The organism is Sorangium sp. So ce124, from assembly GCF_051525235.1.
Lineage (GTDB): Bacteria > Myxococcota_A > Polyangia > Polyangiales > Polyangiaceae > Sorangium > Sorangium atrum.
The window spans coordinates 1172539-1189392 of the sequence record NZ_CP150312.1 but is presented as its reverse complement, the minus strand read 5'-3'; the positions used below and the strand labels follow the sequence as shown (position 1 = coordinate 1189392).

The 16854-nt window shown below is 68.9% G+C and carries 13 protein-coding genes and 1 pseudogene; 6 read left to right on the top strand and 8 right to left on the bottom strand.

Annotation, left to right across the window (positions count from 1 at the left end; translation table 11 throughout):
- The first annotated feature begins 196 nt into the window (after nucleotides 1-196).
- From WMF19_RS04410 to WMF19_RS04400, 3 genes are all read left to right on the top strand, one after another.
- A complete protein-coding gene (locus WMF19_RS04410) occupies nucleotides 197-2110 on the top strand; it encodes a glycosyl hydrolase (protein ID WP_437897925.1) in 1914 nt (637 codons plus the stop codon).
- 234 nt (nucleotides 2111-2344) lie between these two features.
- Entirely contained in the window at nucleotides 2345-3079 is a 735-nt protein-coding gene (locus tag WMF19_RS04405; RefSeq protein ID WP_437897924.1) for a hypothetical protein, read from the top strand.
- Nucleotides 3080-3190: 111 nt separating this feature from the next.
- Nucleotides 3191-4684 (top strand): carotenoid oxygenase family protein, encoded by a 1494-nt coding sequence (locus tag WMF19_RS04400; protein WP_437897923.1) that lies wholly within the window; start codon nucleotides 3191-3193, stop codon nucleotides 4682-4684.
- Nucleotides 4685-4958: 274 nt separating this feature from the next.
- On the opposite strand, the gene WMF19_RS04395 is transcribed toward WMF19_RS04400, so the two are convergent.
- Genes WMF19_RS04395 through WMF19_RS04385 form a run of 3 tightly spaced genes read right to left on the bottom strand, consistent with a single transcriptional unit; the run spans nucleotide 4959 to nucleotide 6583 of the window.
- The gene (locus WMF19_RS04395) at nucleotides 4959-5387 is read right to left on the bottom strand and encodes a nuclear transport factor 2 family protein (protein WP_437897922.1); all 429 of its coding nucleotides are present in this window, start codon (nucleotides 5385-5387) and stop codon (nucleotides 4959-4961) included.
- On the bottom strand, nucleotides 5384-6214 hold the full coding sequence (locus WMF19_RS04390; protein WP_437897921.1) for an SDR family NAD(P)-dependent oxidoreductase: 831 nt from the start codon (nucleotides 6212-6214) through the stop codon (nucleotides 5384-5386). Before WMF19_RS04390 ends, WMF19_RS04395 begins: the two co-directional genes overlap by 4 nt.
- Nucleotides 6215-6274: 60 nt before the next feature.
- On the bottom strand, nucleotides 6275-6583 hold the full coding sequence (locus WMF19_RS04385) for a hypothetical protein (protein ID WP_437327613.1): 309 nt from the start codon (nucleotides 6581-6583) through the stop codon (nucleotides 6275-6277).
- Between the two features lie 304 nt (nucleotides 6584-6887).
- On the opposite strand from WMF19_RS04385, the pseudogene WMF19_RS04380 reads away from it, so the two are divergent.
- Together WMF19_RS04380 and WMF19_RS04375 are read left to right on the top strand one after the other, a co-directional pair.
- Nucleotides 6888-7286 (top strand): annotated as a pseudogene (locus tag WMF19_RS04380) (GxxExxY protein); the annotation flags it as partial.
- Between the two features lie 361 nt (nucleotides 7287-7647).
- Entirely contained in the window at nucleotides 7648-7968 is a 321-nt protein-coding gene (locus WMF19_RS04375) for a hypothetical protein (protein ID WP_437897920.1), read from the top strand.
- Nucleotides 7969-8018: 50 nt separating this feature from the next.
- Here the strand turns inward: WMF19_RS04375 and WMF19_RS04370 are convergent, their stop codons facing one another.
- From WMF19_RS04370 to WMF19_RS04350, 5 genes are all read right to left on the bottom strand, one after another.
- Nucleotides 8019-8978: a protein phosphatase 2C domain-containing protein gene (locus WMF19_RS04370; RefSeq protein ID WP_437897919.1), complete on the bottom strand. Its 960-nt coding sequence runs from the start codon at nucleotides 8976-8978 to the stop codon at nucleotides 8019-8021.
- Nucleotides 8979-9236: 258 nt separating this feature from the next.
- Nucleotides 9237-9614 (bottom strand): response regulator, encoded by a 378-nt coding sequence (locus WMF19_RS04365; RefSeq protein ID WP_437549671.1) that lies wholly within the window; start codon nucleotides 9612-9614, stop codon nucleotides 9237-9239.
- 36 nt (nucleotides 9615-9650) lie between these two features.
- Nucleotides 9651-10187, bottom strand: coding sequence for a chemotaxis protein CheX (locus WMF19_RS04360; protein WP_437327609.1), 537 nt, complete (start codon nucleotides 10185-10187; stop codon nucleotides 9651-9653).
- Nucleotides 10188-10235: 48 nt separating this feature from the next.
- The gene (locus WMF19_RS04355) at nucleotides 10236-13025 is read right to left on the bottom strand and encodes a nitrate- and nitrite sensing domain-containing protein (RefSeq protein ID WP_437897918.1); all 2790 of its coding nucleotides are present in this window, start codon (nucleotides 13023-13025) and stop codon (nucleotides 10236-10238) included.
- 634 nt (nucleotides 13026-13659) lie between these two features.
- Nucleotides 13660-14169 (bottom strand): chemotaxis protein CheX, encoded by a 510-nt coding sequence (locus WMF19_RS04350; protein ID WP_272097904.1) that lies wholly within the window; start codon nucleotides 14167-14169, stop codon nucleotides 13660-13662.
- A gap of 474 nt (nucleotides 14170-14643) precedes the next feature.
- On the opposite strand from WMF19_RS04350, the gene WMF19_RS04345 reads away from it, so the two are divergent.
- A complete protein-coding gene (locus WMF19_RS04345; protein ID WP_437897917.1) occupies nucleotides 14644-16821 on the top strand; it encodes an alkaline phosphatase D family protein in 2178 nt (725 codons plus the stop codon).
- The last annotated feature ends 33 nt before the right edge of the window (nucleotides 16822-16854 follow it).

The window sequence follows — 16854 nt, the reverse complement described above, 5'->3', positions numbered from 1 at the left end:
AGGGCCACGCCGGGCCTGCAGGCCACCCGCCCGCAGCACATCGACAGGCGCCAGCGGCGACGCGCTGCGGCGTCACGCCAGAGGCGCGCGCGGCGAAACCGGCGGCGACGGCGCGCCCATCACGTGGCCGTTGACACTGAACCGATTAACACGCTCTATTTCGCCCGTCGCTGCCACCGTTCGCAGGGAAGAACCCATGAATCTCATCCAGCTCAGCCCACGCTTCCATGCCGCATTCCTCCTGTGCTTGACGGCCGCTTGCGGGTCGTCGAGCGACGACACGCCGCCGGAAGGCTCGGGGGGCGGGTCGTCAAGCACGTCCGGAGGCACGTCGTCGAGCGCCTCGGGAGGCGGGTCGTCCAGCGCGTCCGGAGGCGCGTCGTCGAGCACCTCGACAGGCACGCCGGACGACACACCGGAGTTTCCGGACACGCCGAGGGGCGACCTCCTCGAGGACCTCTGGACGTCGTCTCGAGCCGGCAAGTTCCGGTTCGGCTACGAGAACGCCATCACGTGGGGGCTCTACGATCCGGGCACCAAGCAGCTCGTGTCGACCAACGACTGGTTCTCGAGCATGGCGGGCGCCGCCAGCCGCGGCGAGCGGGGCTGGTCGTCGGACGCCGGCGCCACCGTGGGAGAGAACCCCGGGCTGCTCGGCATCTCCCTCGACGCGATGGTCTTCGATCCGGTCCCCTGGAATCGCCGCGACGTCACCGCGAACGCCGCGGCGTACATGCTGGAGCAGCCGGGCGGGATGGTGGCCTTCGACTGGCACACGCCCCCGTGCAACTACGACGTCAGCACCTCGGACTTCGCGGACGCCATCGAGACGCCGCTCGCGACCATCACGGTCGACGGCCAGAGCGTCCCGATCCACGCCCAGGGCGGAGGCACCCCGTTCTACGCCGAGACATACTATTCGCGATCCCTCGGCTCCAGCGCGGACATCCCCGAGAACCTGAAGTGCATCTGCAAGATCGCCAACGACGTGCCGATCGAGCAGGGCACCCACGCCGGGATCTCGGCGCGCGACTGGCTCGTGGCCCACGCGAAGTACGTGGCCCAGTTCTTCCGCGAGCACGGGCTCGACGGCAAGCCGATCGTCCTCCGTCCGTTCCACGAGCACACAGGCGGATGGTTCTGGTGGGGTCAGCCCTACTGGAACTGCCAGGCCCTGCTCGACGACGATCGAGCCGTCACCGGCCCCGCCGCCTACAGCGCCGCGTACCGCACGTTCGCCGAGGCCGTCCGGAGCGAGCCGGGGATGGAGAACGTGATCTTCGCGTACTCGACGGACAAGGTGCGAAAGCTGAGCGACAGCTCGGTGACGCCCGCCGAGGCGAAGGTCAGGGATCCGGAGAGCCTCTCTCGCGACATGCTCCGGGCCCGCCTCATCGAGGAGCTCACCGAGCTGGGCGCGGCCTACGAGAGCCCGCCCCAGGAGGCGATCGCGGCGCTCGAGAACGACGCCCAGCCGCCGTCCGCCCTGCTGGAGGAGTACTACCTCGAGGCGTACCCTGGCGACGATCTCATCGATATCCTCGGCATCGATCTCTATTACCCGTACGAGCGCGCGGCGTCCTCGGCAGATCTCGAGGACATGAAGGCGATGGCGAGCGCCGTCGCGGCGATCGGCGCGGAGAAGGGCAAGCCTCACGCGCTCACCGAGACGGGCACCTACCGGCTGCACCTCCTCCACCGGGTCAGCAAGCTCGCGGCGGGCGCGTCGCTCGCGCTCTACCCGGCAGACCACGTGAGCAAGTGGCACGACGCCCTGTTCGATCAGAGCCTGCGGACGGAGTTCCTGGCCAACTACGGCCTCGGCTCGGCGGGCGCCGTCACGCTCTCTTCCGCCGAGGTAACGAGCCTGTTTCCGGACGCGGGGCGGGGTGCGCTCACCGAGGACTGGTACAACACCCACCTCCTCGATCTCGCCAAGAGCGCCGGCGTCGCTTACGCGCTGACGTGGCAGACCTACTACGACGGCAGCGGCTTCGACGACAAGGCCGTCTACTACTATGTTCCGTTCCCGGGCCACCCGGAGGCGGACAACTTCCGTCGCTTCGCGGCGGATCCGGCGGTCTGCTTCGGCGCGACAGCCTGCCAGTAGCCCGGCGAGGACGGGGGCGCGGACATCCGCTCTAGACGTGAAAGCTGCGTCGAGCCCCGGGCCTCGCGGTCAGGCGTCCGGGTTCAGGCGGTGCCAGGCGGTCTGGAGTCGCCGGAGCGAGGGAGCTCCGGCGGCTCTTTCACTGTCATCGTCGCCGCGGCCGAGGCTCCCTCCCCGGCGCGCGCTGGCCTCGACGACCGCGCTGGAGTAAGGGGAGATCGTTCAGGAGGCACCATGGGCATCTCCATCGCGTACTCGGGCAAGCTCCGCGACCCGAACGTCGTCCCCGAGCTCGTCGCGGATCTCGCCGCCAAGGCCGCGGCCGCCGGCTGGCCCAGCAAGACCATGAAAGAGCTCATCGAAGACCGGCGCGTGACCTGCTCGGGTCTCGAGGGGATCACGCTCTATCCCCACCGCGAATGCGAGCCTCTCCACTTCCACTTCGACGGTGAAGGCACCTTCATCAACCACACGTACCACGCGCTGCTCAGCGACCCGAAGATGGCGGACATGATGCGTCAGGCGCTGGCGGAGTCCGCGGCCATCACGCGCAACCTCACCCGCGCAGCGCAGGACAAGTCGGGGCGCGGCGGAGGGCCGCGCGTCAGCGTCAGCGTCCCCAGCCTGCCAGAGGCGCCGGGGGTCGAGTTCTTCAAGGAGGGGAGCCGCTACAACTGGACGAAGACCCAGTTCGCCGGCCCCAAGGTGCACGTCGCCGTGTGCGCCATCCTGCGGTACGTGAAGCAGCGCTATGCGCCCGAGCTCGACGTCAAGGACGACAGCGGGTACTTCGTCGATGGGGACTACGAGAAGCTCGAGGGCCAGCTCGCCTACGTCGAGCGCCTCACCTCGCTCGCATCGCAGGCCATCGAGGCCGCCGCCGCCGCGAGCAAGGGCCCGATGACCCTCGACGCGTTCGTGGACCGGATCAACGAGGAGCTCGCCGAGGCCAAGGACAGGCTGCACTGACGAGCGCCGGCGCCGCCGCGCCGGCCGCTTCGACGCCCGCCAATGTCATCGATGATGACATCATCACGACCCCGATGTGATCGACGCTCACATCGGCCGCCCGGAGGTCCCATGTCCATCGCCGTGTCCGCCCCCGACTTCGACGCCGCCCTCGACGCCGCCTTCGCCGGCGCGGGGGGCGCCTCCACGGACGCCGCTCGCGGAGCGCGCGCCTTCGATCACCCGCTCGACCTCGAGGCCGAGTACGGCTTCACGCCGCTCGCGGTCGAGGGGACGCTGCCCGAAGGCCTCGAGGGCACGCTCTTTCGGGTGGGCCCGGCCCGCGCGACCCTCTTCGGCGTCCGCGTGCCGCACTCCTTCGAGGCCGACGGAGGGGTGCTCGCGGTGCGGCTGTCTGGCGGCCGGGCGGAGGGCGCGCACCGCCTCGTGCGCAGCCGCGGCCTGGTGGAGGAGCTCGCGGCCGGGCGGCGCCTCTACGGCTCGACCCTGTCATGGCCGAAGCGCGTGCTCCACGCGCTGCAGGGCAAGCGCAGGGGCAAGAACGTCGCGAACACGAGCCCCTTCATCGCCGGCGGCCGGCTGTACGCGCTCGTGGAGTCCGGCAGGCCGACGGAGCTCGATCCGGCGACGCTCGACACGCTCGGCGAGAGCGATCTCGGCGGCGTGCTGGGCCCCACCTTCTCGGCCCACCCGCACCGGGTTGCCGCCAGGAAGACGAGCTACAACTTCGGCGTCCGCTACGGGCGCAGGACCCAGCTCGACCTCTACGCTGTCGACGACGACGGGCGCGCGCGCTCGCTCGGCGCGGTGCCCTTGCCGGCGCCGGTGATGCTCCACGACTTCTGCGCCACCCGCCGGCACCTCGTGTTCTTCGTCTCGCCCGCGATGATCCGGGTGGGCCGCGCGATGCTCCAGTGGGGAGGGTTCGAGTCCTGGGTGCGCTTCGAGCCCGGCCGGGGCACCGAGGTGATCGTCGTCGACATCGACGACGTCTCCCGCGTGCGCCGCTTCGGCGTCGACGCGTTCTTCCAGTGGCATTTCGCGAACGCCTACGACGACGGCGAGGACCTCGTCGTCGACCTCGTCCGCTACCGGACGCTCGCCACGCTCGGCGCGATCGGCAAGGACCCCGATCGGCCCGAGCTCGCCTCCGTCGACGCCGGCGTCCTCGTGCGCCACCGCGTGCGCGCGAGCCGCGAGCAGCTGCTCGTGGAGGACCTCGGCGGCGTCGTCGGCGAATTCCCGCGCGCCGACCCGCGGGTCGAGGGGGAGCGGCACGGCGTCGTCTTCCTCGCCACGAAGGGGCGGGCCGACGACCCGAATGGAAACGGCATCGCGCGCGTCGACGTCGACACGGGCGCGATCACCCTGGCGCGCATCGCGCAGCACGAGCGCCCGTCCGAGCCGGTCTTCGTGCCGCGCGCGCCCGGCGCCCCCGAGGGCGACGGCCACGTGCTCGCCGTGGTCACCGACGCGAAGGCCGGGAAGAGCGCCATCCACGTCTGGGACGCTGCGCACATGGACGAGGGGCCAGCGGCGCGGGTCCACCTGCGCCACGCCTCGCCCCAGACCTTCCACGGCGCGTTCCTGCCCCGCGCGCACTGAAGGCCGCTGCTTCCGCCCCGACTGGCGCGTCGCCGACAGGCAACGAGAGGAGGTGGCGCCGCGCCGAGCGAGAGGCTCGTCAAGCTTCGAGACCGCGGTGAGACGCGGCGCTGCGGCGACAAACGGGTTGAAACCACGAGAAAAAGCAGAAATTTCACGGGGAGGCGGGGAGGCGGAGAGCGAGAGACGGCAAGAGGGAGAAATTCATTTCTTCTTCCTCCCCGCCTCCCCGCCTCCCTGTGAAATTTATCCGGGTTTCAACGTGATCGGTTTTCTAGAAGATCGGGAGCCCGCTCATGGTCGAGTTGGGCACGGAGCGCCGCGAGTCCCAGTGCTCGACGATGTCGCCGCCCTCGACGCGGAACAGATCGTAGAAGCCATAGGCGGCGTTGTTGCGCTTCCCTTCCGACAGGGTGAAGACGAAGTTCCCATCGGCGATGAGGTGGTGCACCTTGACGTAACTGATGCCCTCGTCCTTCACGTACTCGACGAGCGCGGCGGGGCCGCTCGCGTCGGTGTCGCGGTGCTCGACGTAGCTCGCGCCTAGGAACTCCGACGCTCGCGCGTGCGCCCCTCCGATGAGCACGGCGTCGATGAAGCTCAGCACGTGCGCGCGGTTCTGCCCCGAAGGAGCCTTTCGAATGGCGAGCTCAGTGTCTGCGCCGAGGAGTGGAGCACCACCTCCCCACGCTCGAACGCTCACCGTCGCGTCGCTCGCTCTTTGGCGATCTCGCCGCGGCCGCCCTTCTCGACGAGCGCCGGGAACATCCTGCCGAGGCGCCAGAGGAAGCGTGCGCGCGAGGGCAGCACGATGACGGGCTCGTCGTCGGCCGCCGCATCGAGGGCCTCGCGCGCGAGCGCGTCGGCCGGGTAAGGCGGGCCGGCAAGGGCCTCGAGCAGGCGTCGTGCGTTCGGAACCCACGGGACCGCCGGCAAATCGGGGGGGTTCTCGGAGTCCAGAATCGGGGTCTCGACCGCGGCCGGGCAGAGCACGTTGACGTGGACGCCGTAGGCCGCCGCCTCGATTCGCAGGCTCGTGCTGAGGCCGACGACGGCGTGCTTGGTCATCGCGTACGGCGTGAAGAGCGGTGCTGGGCCCAGGCCGGCGAGCGATGCCACGTTGAGGATATGGCCGCTCTTCTGGCGCACCATGATCGGGTAGCCCGCCACGATGCCGTGCACCACGCCGCGCACGTTGATCTCGAGGACGCGGTTCCAGTGCGGGAGCGGGATCTCGTGCGCCTCGCCGGCGACGCCGATCCCCGCATTGTTGATGAGCAAGTCGAGGCGCCCGCCGCGGGCAGCGGTGTCCTCGATGGCCTCGCGCATGCCCGCTTCGTCGCGCACATCGAGCGCGCGCGACGAAGCGCCGTTTCCAGCCTCGGCCGCCACCTTCGCAGCGGCGTCGCCGTTCACGTCCGTCACCGTCACGCGCGCGCCGCGCCGCGCGAGCTCCAGGCTGAGCGCTCGACCGATCCCCGAGCCGCCGCCTGTGATAAAGGTGACTGCATCCTTCCACGTTTTTTTCATGGGCTCTCCGAGACGGACAGGCAACAAGATACGCTCGCTCGTGTCAAGCTCCCGTTCGGCTTATTCGGCATCGTCCTCGTCGACTGTTTTAAAGAAAGCGTGCCCCGTGTTCTTGAACCGCAGAAATCTCCACCAACTTAAGGCGTCGATGCCCTCCACCTTCAGCACCGGTGCCCCACCCTGATTCAAGAGTGCATACTCCCCAGTGGTCCAGTCCGCGAGGACCATCGCCTTGGCGATTTCTTCTGCTTGCTTCACTGAGCGGGCTCGAACCGCGCGCGTCGCGAAGAAGCCAATGATCGGTGGTTCCCCGTCTGCCCCTTGGACCTTTATACCCTTCCCTTCGAGAATCACGCTGTAGTAAGGCATCGACCCATTCCTGCTCGAGAGGCCGAACGTCTTGCCGGTGTGCCACCGCGCGAAGCGCCGCCGGCACCAGCGGTTTGTTGGGCGGGAGACAGCGGAAGAGAGAGAGTATACAGGGAGACGGGGAGACGGGGAGGAAAGAAGAGAAAGAGAGAGACCAAGGTGGAGAGGCAAGAGGTGGGGAACATCCTTCGAGCCTGCTCGCTTGGGGTCGACTGCTTTCAGGTCGGTCGTTTGCAGGGCGGTTCCCGGCGATGTCAATCTCGCGCAACCAGAGCTGGCCCCGCGTCGACATATAGGCATGAGCATGGACTTGGTACAGGGAGACAGGGAAACGAGGAAATTGTGGGATCTGTCCGAGCGAGTCATTGGAGCGTGCATCGAGGTGCACCGTCACCTCGGTCCCGGGCTCCTGGAGTCTGCCTACGAACAATGCTTGTGTCATGAGCTGTCGCTCATGGGCTTGAGCTTCGCCAGGCAAAGGCCACTTCCAGTGACCTACAAGGGAGCCACGCTCGACTGTGGCTATCGACTCGACGTTGTCGTCGAGGGAAAGCTCATACTGGAGCTCAAGCCTGTCGATCACCTGCTGCCAGTCCATGAAGCTCAGGTGCTCACATACCTGAAGCTGATGGACCTGGACGTCGGGTTGCTCGTCAACTTCAACACGCCGGTGCTCCGCCGTGGGATCCGACGACTGGTACGCCGCGGTGCGGAGTCTGTCCGGTTCTCCCGATGTCGAACTGAAGACGACCACCCCGGCACCACCAGCCGCCCCGCATCGATGCCGCCCGAAGCAGTCGCCGCCGAGCCTGATGGTTCGAACGACTGATCCCCATCTCTCGCCTCCCCGCCTCCCCGCCTCCCTGTGAATCTTTCCTTCTTCCTCTCCGCCCAACACCGGCGCTAACCTGCACCGAGGTCCGACGATACCGCAAGCTCACCGCGAAGGATAGACTCTGGCAGACTGATGTGCCAAAGGCACGTCAGTCGAAACAACCTCGGACCGGCCCCGGTGTCAGGTTCAGCGGCTCGTTAGGGGGCGTCCACACGTCGACCAGTCACCTGTGTTGCTGAAGACGTTCGAGCTCCACGGTCGCACGCGCGGCCTCGTCACGCAGGCCAAGAACCCCGACGGCATCTCGCCACAGCTCAAGGGACGACATGTGTTCGGACCGGAGCTCGTCGGGTCGGCTGCCGGCAAGCGCAACTACGGTCTTCGCGATGGCGGCCGCCTTGAGATGCTGGCCCTCGGCGAAAAACTGGCGAGCGACCTCGAGGTATGCGGCAGCAGCACCACGAAACTCGTTTCTTTTCGCGAGTTCGTCGGCCTGGCGCAGCGCATCGCGATGGTTCGTTCCGTCGGTTGCCACTCCAGGTCCCCCTAACGAGTTGCCACTCTGCCGCGCCGCGAAGCGGCGTCGGCAGCAGCGGCAGGTTAGCCGACGCACTCGCCGAGCACCACCGCGACGTCGTCGGGCCGGTTGCCCGATGGAAGAGTCACCGCCTGGATCAGTGCCTCGACCGCCGTCTGCACATCGCCTGTGCGAGCGAGAGCGCCGAGGGTCGCCCACGACGCGTACTTCAGGAGGCCGTCGGTTGCGACCAGGAGGCGCCCCGTGAGCGGCCGTCGGGGGATGCCGACGGGGCTGCACGCACCGCTGCCGACCAGCGGCTTCCGAATCTGCCCTGAAGTCAGGTCGACCAGCCCGTCCGGCTCGACGACGAGCGCGCCCGAGTCCCCGACGCTGGCCCCCCAGAGTTCGCCTTGGCTCACCTGGACGACGACGAGGGTCGTCTCGCCGCACCTCGGCTCCGCTTCCAGCTCACCGTCGAGTCGGCGGATGCGCTCGCACCAGGAGTCCGGATCGAGCTCTCTCTCCGCGCCGAGCGCCACCATCGCGCCCGCCGCCGTGCTCGCCGCGGCCGCACCGCCTGCGAGCCCGCCGGCGCCGTCAGCGACGGCCACGGTCCATCGATCGCCGCGGCAGCTCAGATCGAGGCGATCCTCGTTCCTGCTGCCTGCCACGCGGCGTGACCAGAAGCGCATCCATCCAGACGGGCGCTCGAGCTGCGCGTACTCGTCGCCTCCCACCGAGGACCTGATCTCCACGCTGGAAGCGACATTGTTCTCGAAGCGGAGAACGGCGCCCTCTCCCTGGCCGCACCTCGAACAGCCGGTCTCGACGAACCCGGGGACGGCGACGAGTCCGCCGACATTTTCGCCGTCGTCTTCGAGCGGCGCCGGACGCCCGGGCGGATCGAACCAGCAGAGCGCGTCACCGAGCCTGTACTCGTGCTGCCTGCAACGGCCGTACTTGTACTGGATGCGCCACTCTTGGGAATGCCCGCAGCCGGGGCAGTCCGCTCGGGCGATGACCACATCAAACAATCCCATGGTGCTTCGCCCGGCTAACGAGTAGTCGACAGGTCAACCGAAGCCGGTGGACCAGGTCTGCCCATTCGGGCGCCCTTGGTGACTTTCCGCACAGAGAGTCACACGGATCGGCGCTACGCCGCAAGCACCGAGCGCTGTCCAGCGCCGCAGGGCAGATCCGCCCAACCCCGGCAGCAATCGCCGATTTTCGGTTGTACCGGGGAGCGCCCCTCGATCGGGCCGATCTCGCGGGGATGGCCGCCGCGCGCGGCAGCAGCTTCAGGGCTCGCCGGCAAGCTTCTTCACCGCCGCGAGCAACAGATCCGGCTTGAACGGCTTGATGATCCAGCCCTTCGCGCCGGCCTTCCGGGCCTTCTCGATGAGCTCCGGCTGCCCCTCGGTGGTCAGCATCAGGATCGGAACGCCCGACGCGAGCCCCTTGTCCCGCAGGCTCTGGATCATCTCGATGCCGTTCATCACCGGCATGTTCACGTCCGCAATGATCATCGCCAGGTCATCCTTGTGGGCGGCGACCGTGGCGACCGCATCTCGGCCGTTGTCCGCTTCCAGCGTGCCATAGCCCGCCCCCGACAGGAGAATGCCGACCTGCTGGCGGACCGTACTCGAATCCTCGACGAGAAGAATTTTCTTGGCCATGTGACGTGTCTCCTCTTGCGTGTACGGCCATCCGGCTCAGAACAGCAGCACTTCGCCCTCGGGCTGCGGATCGGGCATGTTCACTTCCTCGAGCTCCAGCGCGGTGTCGGGGGCCAGCGCGTCGAAGAGCACGACGAGCCGGTCGGGCCCCGCGGCGAACAGGAGCCGCCGGAAGCCCTCGCTCTGCTCCTCCCTCGCGCGCAGGTGCTCGCCGATCGCGGCGCTCGGCGTCGAGAGCACGATGACCAGCCCTAGGTGGCGCAGGCGGTTCTTCACCCGCCCGAGGAGCTGGTTCGAGAGCTCGCTCGCCCAGTCGCACACCATGTCTTCGTCGATCTCGCGCTGCTCTTTCAGCGGGTGGCTGCGCATGATGAGCGCCACGGGGGCGACGAGCGTCAGGCTCCCGCGAAGGTGGTCGCCCGTGAAGCCGATGAAGGAGACCACCGCGTTGCCCGGCGTCGCCTCCGACGCTGCGTCGTCCAGCCGCAGGAGCTCGACGCCGTTGTCGCGAAACAGGTGCACGCACGACGAAGCGAGCTCCTCATGGATGCGGTCCCAGCTCTCCGAGTTCATTCCCCTCTCCTCGATCTCTCGCTCTGCATTGTCGATGTGCTCACCGCGTCACGCGCTCCCCGACGCCATGCCCGGGCTCGATCCGCCCCGCGAAGGGGGAGGTACGAGCGAGCCCCGCCCGCTCGGAGGCGGCAGCGAGGCAGTCGTCAGCGACACCCCCGCGGCGTCGCTCGGATCCCGGGGGAACCGGAAGCGGAAGGTCGTCCCCTGGCCTCGCTCGGTGTCGAGCTCTACCCGGCCCGCGAGCCGCCGGCACTCGTGGAGCGCGACGCCGAGACCGACGCCGCGGCCGGAGACGTCCGTGACCTGCTCGGCCGTGCTGAAGCCGGGCGAGAACAGCGCGGCCTCGAGATCGCGCCGCGTCGCGCCCGGCAACCCGACAGCCACGGCCTTCTCGCGCACGCGCTCCCAGTCGATGCCCGCCCCGTCGTCGCCGATCTCGATGACGATCTCGTCCGCCGTCATCCGCGAGCTGAGCGTGAGCGTGCCCCTCGACGGCTTGCCCGCCGCCTCGCGCGCCTCCGGCCGCTCGATCCCGTGGTCCATCACGTTGCGCACGACGTGGCCCAGCGCCTGCCACATCCCGGCGAACCGCGACGCGGGCAGCCGGACGCCCCCGGCGTCGATGCGCACGTCGGGCTTCGGCTTGCCGAGCTTCCGGGCCAGCGTCTCGGCCTGGTCCTTCATCCGGCTGAACCGCACCTCGGTCCGCTCGTCGCGGAGGGCCGCGATGGCCCGCTCGATCTCGGCGGGGTCGCGGCGCTGGCGCACCATGGCGAGCAAGGCATCGACCTCTTCGTGGCCGACGTCGGCGCGCGAGGACTGCGCCGTCGACGCGAGCAGGACGCTCACCCGCCCCACGAACGCGAGCCACACGTCCCTCAGCGCGTCGATCTGCTCGTCGGACGGCAGCGCGCGCTCCTCGACGACGAAGCTCTCGATCTCGTGCGCCACCCTCGCCACGCTCGTCACGTCCCAGAGCCCGGCGTTCCCCTTGATCGTGTGCACGAGGCGCATCACCTCGTCCACCTCGCCGCTCGACCGCGCGCTCACGGCGTCGACGAGCTTGGTCGTGTCGTTGACGAAGCCGACGAGGCCGAGCCGGTCCTTCACGGCCCGCTCGAACACCTGGATATACTCGTGCTGCTGCTCGGCCTCGCGCACGGAGGCGATCGTGGACGTGACGTCCGTGATCACCATCAGCGCCCCGCTGAACTGGCCCTCTCCCGACAGGATCGGCTTGAAGCCGAGCGCGAGGTAGCGCCCCTCGCGGTGCAGGGTCTTCGGGAGCTGGTCGAGGACGACCTCGAGCGGGAGGAAGTCGTCGCAGGCGGCCTCCCACCCCATCCTGAGGAACGCGCGGGCCCGCGGATCGTGGCCGGCGATGCGATCGGCGAAGTGCTCATCGCGCGCCGGTACGCCGAAGAGGCGTTCGAAGGCGGCGGAGTGCACGGGCTCCATCGTGCCGTCCCTGTGGATGGTCACGAGGGCCTGATCGACGTTGTCGAGGACGAGGCGCATCTCCCGGTTGCGCTTCTCGAGCTCCGAGGTCCGCTCCGCGACAGTGGCCTCGAGGTTCTGCCTGTGGCCCTCGAGGACCTCGTCGCGCGCCTGGATGCCCGCCAGCATCTCGTTGAAGGCGTCCGTGAGCGCCCCGAACTCGTCGTCGGCGGTCTTGCGGGCGCGCGTCGTGTAGTCGCGCGTCCGCCGGACGTGGGCCGCGGCCTCGCCGAGGACCTCGAGCGATCGGGAGATCCCCCGCACGAGCACCAGCGCCAGCGCCACCGACACGAGGAGCACGAACGCCGAGACCGCGATGCCGTCGCGCACCGTCCGCCGCGTGTCCGCGACCCTGGCCGCCGCCGCGCGCCTCATCCCGGAGATCGCCTCCTCCTCGATCGCGGCGAGCCCGTCGACGCGCCCCTGCTGCGCCTCGAACCACGCGTCGTGATCGATCGCCAGCGCATCGTCCGTCGACGTGATCGCCGCGGCGCGCAGCTCGTCGGCGCGCCGCACGCGCGGGTCGGAGCGGGCGGCGTCGTAGAGCGCCCGCGCCGGCTCCGACGCGTTGGCGATGAACTCCTCGTGATAGAGCTGCTCCTCCGTCATCAGCGTCACGAGCGTCTTGAAGGCGCCCGGCTCGAACTGCGTGGACGCGAAGGCGTGCGCGAGCAGCGCGTGCTGGCGGCTGGCGCGCTCGGCGAACTCGTGGACGGCGACGATCGACTGGATCCTGCGCAGGAGCTCGCCTTCGTCGCTCAGCTCGGAAAGACCGGCGTTGGCCCGGATGAGGCTCACGTTGATGCCGCCGAAGACCCTCAGCACGCCGTCGAGCGGCACCGTCTTCGCGTCGGCCTCGCTGCGGAACGCGCCGAGCTCGCCGACCTTGGCGCGCGCCTCCGCGAGATCGCGGGCGAGCCGGCGCGGCAGCCCGGAGAGGTCGCGCGCGGCCAGGAACGCGTCGAGGTCGGCGAGGCTCTCGTCGGTCGCCGCCCGCGCGTCCCGGAGATGGCCGCCGGCGCGCAGGAGCTCCGCCGCGCGATTGAGGGGCGGCGTGGCGCGCCGCTCGCCCTCGACGTCGATCGCCTCCGGAGGCCGGGCCTCCAGCCCCTCGACCAGCGCGGTCCACGCCCGCTCCTTCTGGAGGGCGTGCAGCGGCTTCGCCATGATCGAGGAGAGCTGCGCGAGGTCCTCGATGGAGCCTATCCCCGCCGCCCTCGCCGCCTGCTGCCGCGCGTCGCCGACGATCATCGCCGCCAGCAGCAGGGCCCCCGCGACGGGGACGCCGGCGAGCGACCACAGCTTCAGTCGAATCGAAGCGCTACGCAATGTCGGCATGCCCCCGTCCCTCCGGCGTGGCCCGCGCGGCGCGGCGCCCGCGCGCATCTCGTGTGCTTCGTGACGAGGGATCTCGCGCGAACGCCTGTCCCCGCGCGCGGCGCGCTCAGCACGGGCACCGGGCGAGCTGAGCCCCGCGCGCGGCGCTGATGATGCTGATGATGCAAACGACAATCGACGCGTGCACACGTGGAGTCATCATCGACGTTCGCCCGCACACCATGTGTGCTCTCCTGATTCACGTTCTTTCCTGTTGTGATGTCTCACCCAACTGTGGTGCGAGCGTGATGGAGCGCGTCGAGTTCCCCGCCCGTCCTCGTCGCTGTGTATGCTACGCGTGAAGTTCGCAAGTCCGCAAGAGCGCGTGCGACGTCGGCTGGAACCGCAACGAAGGCTCCGCGGACGGGGAGAAATCAATGATGATGGGTCGGAGTTCACTGCCGCGAGCGCCGGCACGGCGCCTCGCGCGCGCGTCGAGCGCGTCCATCGGAGCAGTGCTCGTCACGGCATCTCTCGCGCATGCGCAGAGCCCTGGCGCCGGCGTCGCCCCGGCGCCCGCCGCGACCGGAGCGCCTGCCGCCCCCTGCCGCCACCGGCAGCGGCGCCGCGGCAGCGCTGTGCCGCGCAAGAGGGCTCAGAACAGGATCACCTTGCCATCGAGCGGGAGCGGCGACGAGTTCGAGAACACCAGCGAGCTCTCGTCGAAGTCGCCGCCCAGCGTGACGACCACCTCGCCCTTCAACGTCCGGAAGGCATAGCAGAACTGCTGTTTGCTGCCCCGGTACCGGCGCGCCACGTCGGTCGCGCGGCGCAGCTGCGGCAGCTCTGCGTGAAGCGCTATCTGGAACCGCGCGAGGCGGCTCTTCACCTTTCCCATGAGCTGATTGACGACCTCGCGCATCCAGTCGTCGACGCTATCGAGCGTGGGCGGCAACCCCGTCATCGCGCGAAACACGCCAGGGTGCGCCGACAAGGCCAGCAGGCCGGAGAAGCCGGGCGCAGAGAACTCGACCGTGCTCGCAGGATCGCTGTGGACGAGCGCCTCGTCGCGGCGCTCCCCGAGGTCCGCAGGCGCTATGGCGACGCCGTAAAAGTGGAAGAGCTCCACGGTCGCGCCCTGAACGAGGACGTCGATGGTCCGCACCTTGCGCGAGGAAGCAGACCTCGAAGCAGGCGACCGCTCGCTGGACGGGCCGGAACGCCCGGGCCCGGAAGGCTGCCCGGGTGGAGACGGGAGGATCGAGTCGCGACGCTCGGCGCCAGGACGGTCAGGGACGCTGTGCCCCGACCTCATGTCGGACTCGCCCTCCGGTGTCCTGCCCCGCTGCCGCATGATAAACGCTCAACTTAGCTCATCTATCCCTTGAAGACCAATGCGGTCCTAGGGCAGGACTCACGAGCGCCCGACAGCTTATCTACCACGTTTGGTCACGTTTGACCACGCCCGTCAGCGCTTGGCCATGCTCAGCCATGCTCGGCAATGCGTAAGCACGCCCACTTACCTCACCCACCGGACGCCGCGCTTTGCGCTTTACAGGCGTGGCCGCCAGCGCGCGAAGCGGCTGGGTCCACGAGGAGATTGACATCGGCGAAAGTTCCAGGATTCCCTGGTCGCCCGATGCTGAAGCGCAGAGATTTCCTTCGAGCCACGCTCGTCACCGCCGGCGCGCTGGTCGTCCCGGCTTGCGGCGACGATCCCGAGACGATCAACCCGGTCGAGCTCGATAACGAGCGCGAGCTGGCAGACGGCTCCGAGTTCTTCCCCCAGTCGGTCGCCTCCGGCGATCCACGCCCCGGCAGCGTCGTCCTCTGGACCCGCGTGCAGGACGGCGCAGAGGATCTCGATCTCGAGGTCGAGGTCGCGACCGACGCCGGGTTCGCGCAGCGGGTGGCGCTCGACGCCGGACAGGCGAAGGTGAAGGCGCTCGCGAGGCACGATCACTGCGTGAAGGTGAAGGTCCGCGGCCTCGCGGCGGGCACGGTTTACTACTACCGATTCATCTACGTGAAGGGCGACACGAGCTATGCGTCTCGCGTGGGGCGCACCAAGACCGCCCCGGCCGAGGGGGCCGACGTCAAGGTCCGCTTCGCCTACGTGTCTTGCCAGGATTACGTGGGGCGGTACTACAACCCCTACCTGGCGCTCGCCCAGGAGGAGCTCGATTTCTTCGTCCACCTCGGCGATTACATCTACGAGACGGACGGCGATCCCAGCTTCCAGAGCACGAGCGGGCGACGCGTCGTCTTCACCGACGTGGCCGGCAGCATCTCCCTCGGTGACGGCGACGGCGCCTACCACGCGGCGAGATCGCTCGATAACTACCGCGAGCTCTACAGGACGTACCGCTCCGACGCGAACCTCCAGAAGGTCCACGAGAGCTTCCCGATGATCGCCACGTGGGACGATCACGAGTTCTCGAACGACTGCTTCGGCGCGACGGCCACGTATTTCGACGGCCGGCAGGACGAGACCGACGCGGACCGCCGCAAGGCCGCGAACCAGGCCTGGTTCGAGTACCAGCCCGTCGATTACGGCGACGACGTCGAGCTCGACCCGGGCGCCTCGCTCCCGGACGAATTCCACATCTACCGCGACTTCGTGTTCGGCCGGCACGTCCACCTCGTGATGACCGATCTGCGCAGTTACCGGCCGGATCACCTCATCCCCGAGGACGCTTTCCCCGGCAGGGTCGCGCTCGATCAGCCGAAGCTCGTGGCCGAGCTCGGGGAGGTCCCCGCGGCCGCCCTGCCCTATGTGGACGTGGAGACCTACGGCGACGGCATCTATGCGCCGGTCCTCATCGGGGCCGCGGAGGCCGTGGGCTACGATCCCGCCGAGGTGACGGGGAAGATCAGCGTCGCCTTCATCAACGGGATCGTCGCCGCCGCCAACGAGGGCCTGCCGGCGGACATGCAGATCCCGCTCATCGACCCCGCGGAAGCGGGCCTGGAGCGGGGCATCGCCTACGTGGATTTCGGCAAGATCAACGCATACGGCATCATCGGTACCCGCTACTTCACGGCCAAGGACACCTTCGATATCTACGCTGCCATCCGCTACAAGGAGACGCAGGGCGCGAGCGAGGACATGATGGGCGCCGAGCAGGAGGCCTGGTTCCTCGACACCATGGAAGGCTCGAAGGCGACCTGGAAGGTCTGGGGCAACGAGTTCTGCCTCGTCCAGCTCGCCGTCGATCTCAGCCCCTATTCCCTCCCCGCCCAGTTCAAGCGCAGCTTCTATCTGACCACCGACGCCTGGGACGGCTTCCGCAACAAGCGGGACGAGCTGCTCGAGAGGCTCGTCGGGCTGGGGGGCGTCGTGGCGATCACCGGCGACGTCCACGCCTTCTACGCTGGGACGCCCGGCCCGAGCGGCGATCCCACGAAGAAGATCGTCGAGCTCGTGGGCGGCGCCGTCTCCTCGGCGTCCTTCCGCGAGATCCTGACGAGCCAGGTCGCGAGCGATCCGACGCTGCGCGGGCTCCCGGGCGCCGCGGCGCTCGCCCTCAGCATCGACTCGCTGCTCACGTCGCCCGAGACGAAGATCAACCCGCACCTCGCCCACGCCAACAGCAACGCCCACGGCTATGTGGTGGTCGAGGCGAGCGGGCAAGAGCTCGTCGCCGACATGCGGAGCATCAAGGGCGCCGAGGCGCAGACCGACTACTCGGGGAGGATCGGAGATCTGAAGATCAGCAGCAAGCGCTTCCGCGCCCTCCCCGGGGAGAGCGAGCTCTACATGGACGACAAAGGCACCTGGAAGCGCTGGGATCCCTCGACCCAGGCGTGGGTCTGACGCCCGGCAGCCGTCGCACCTCATCGGAGGGAC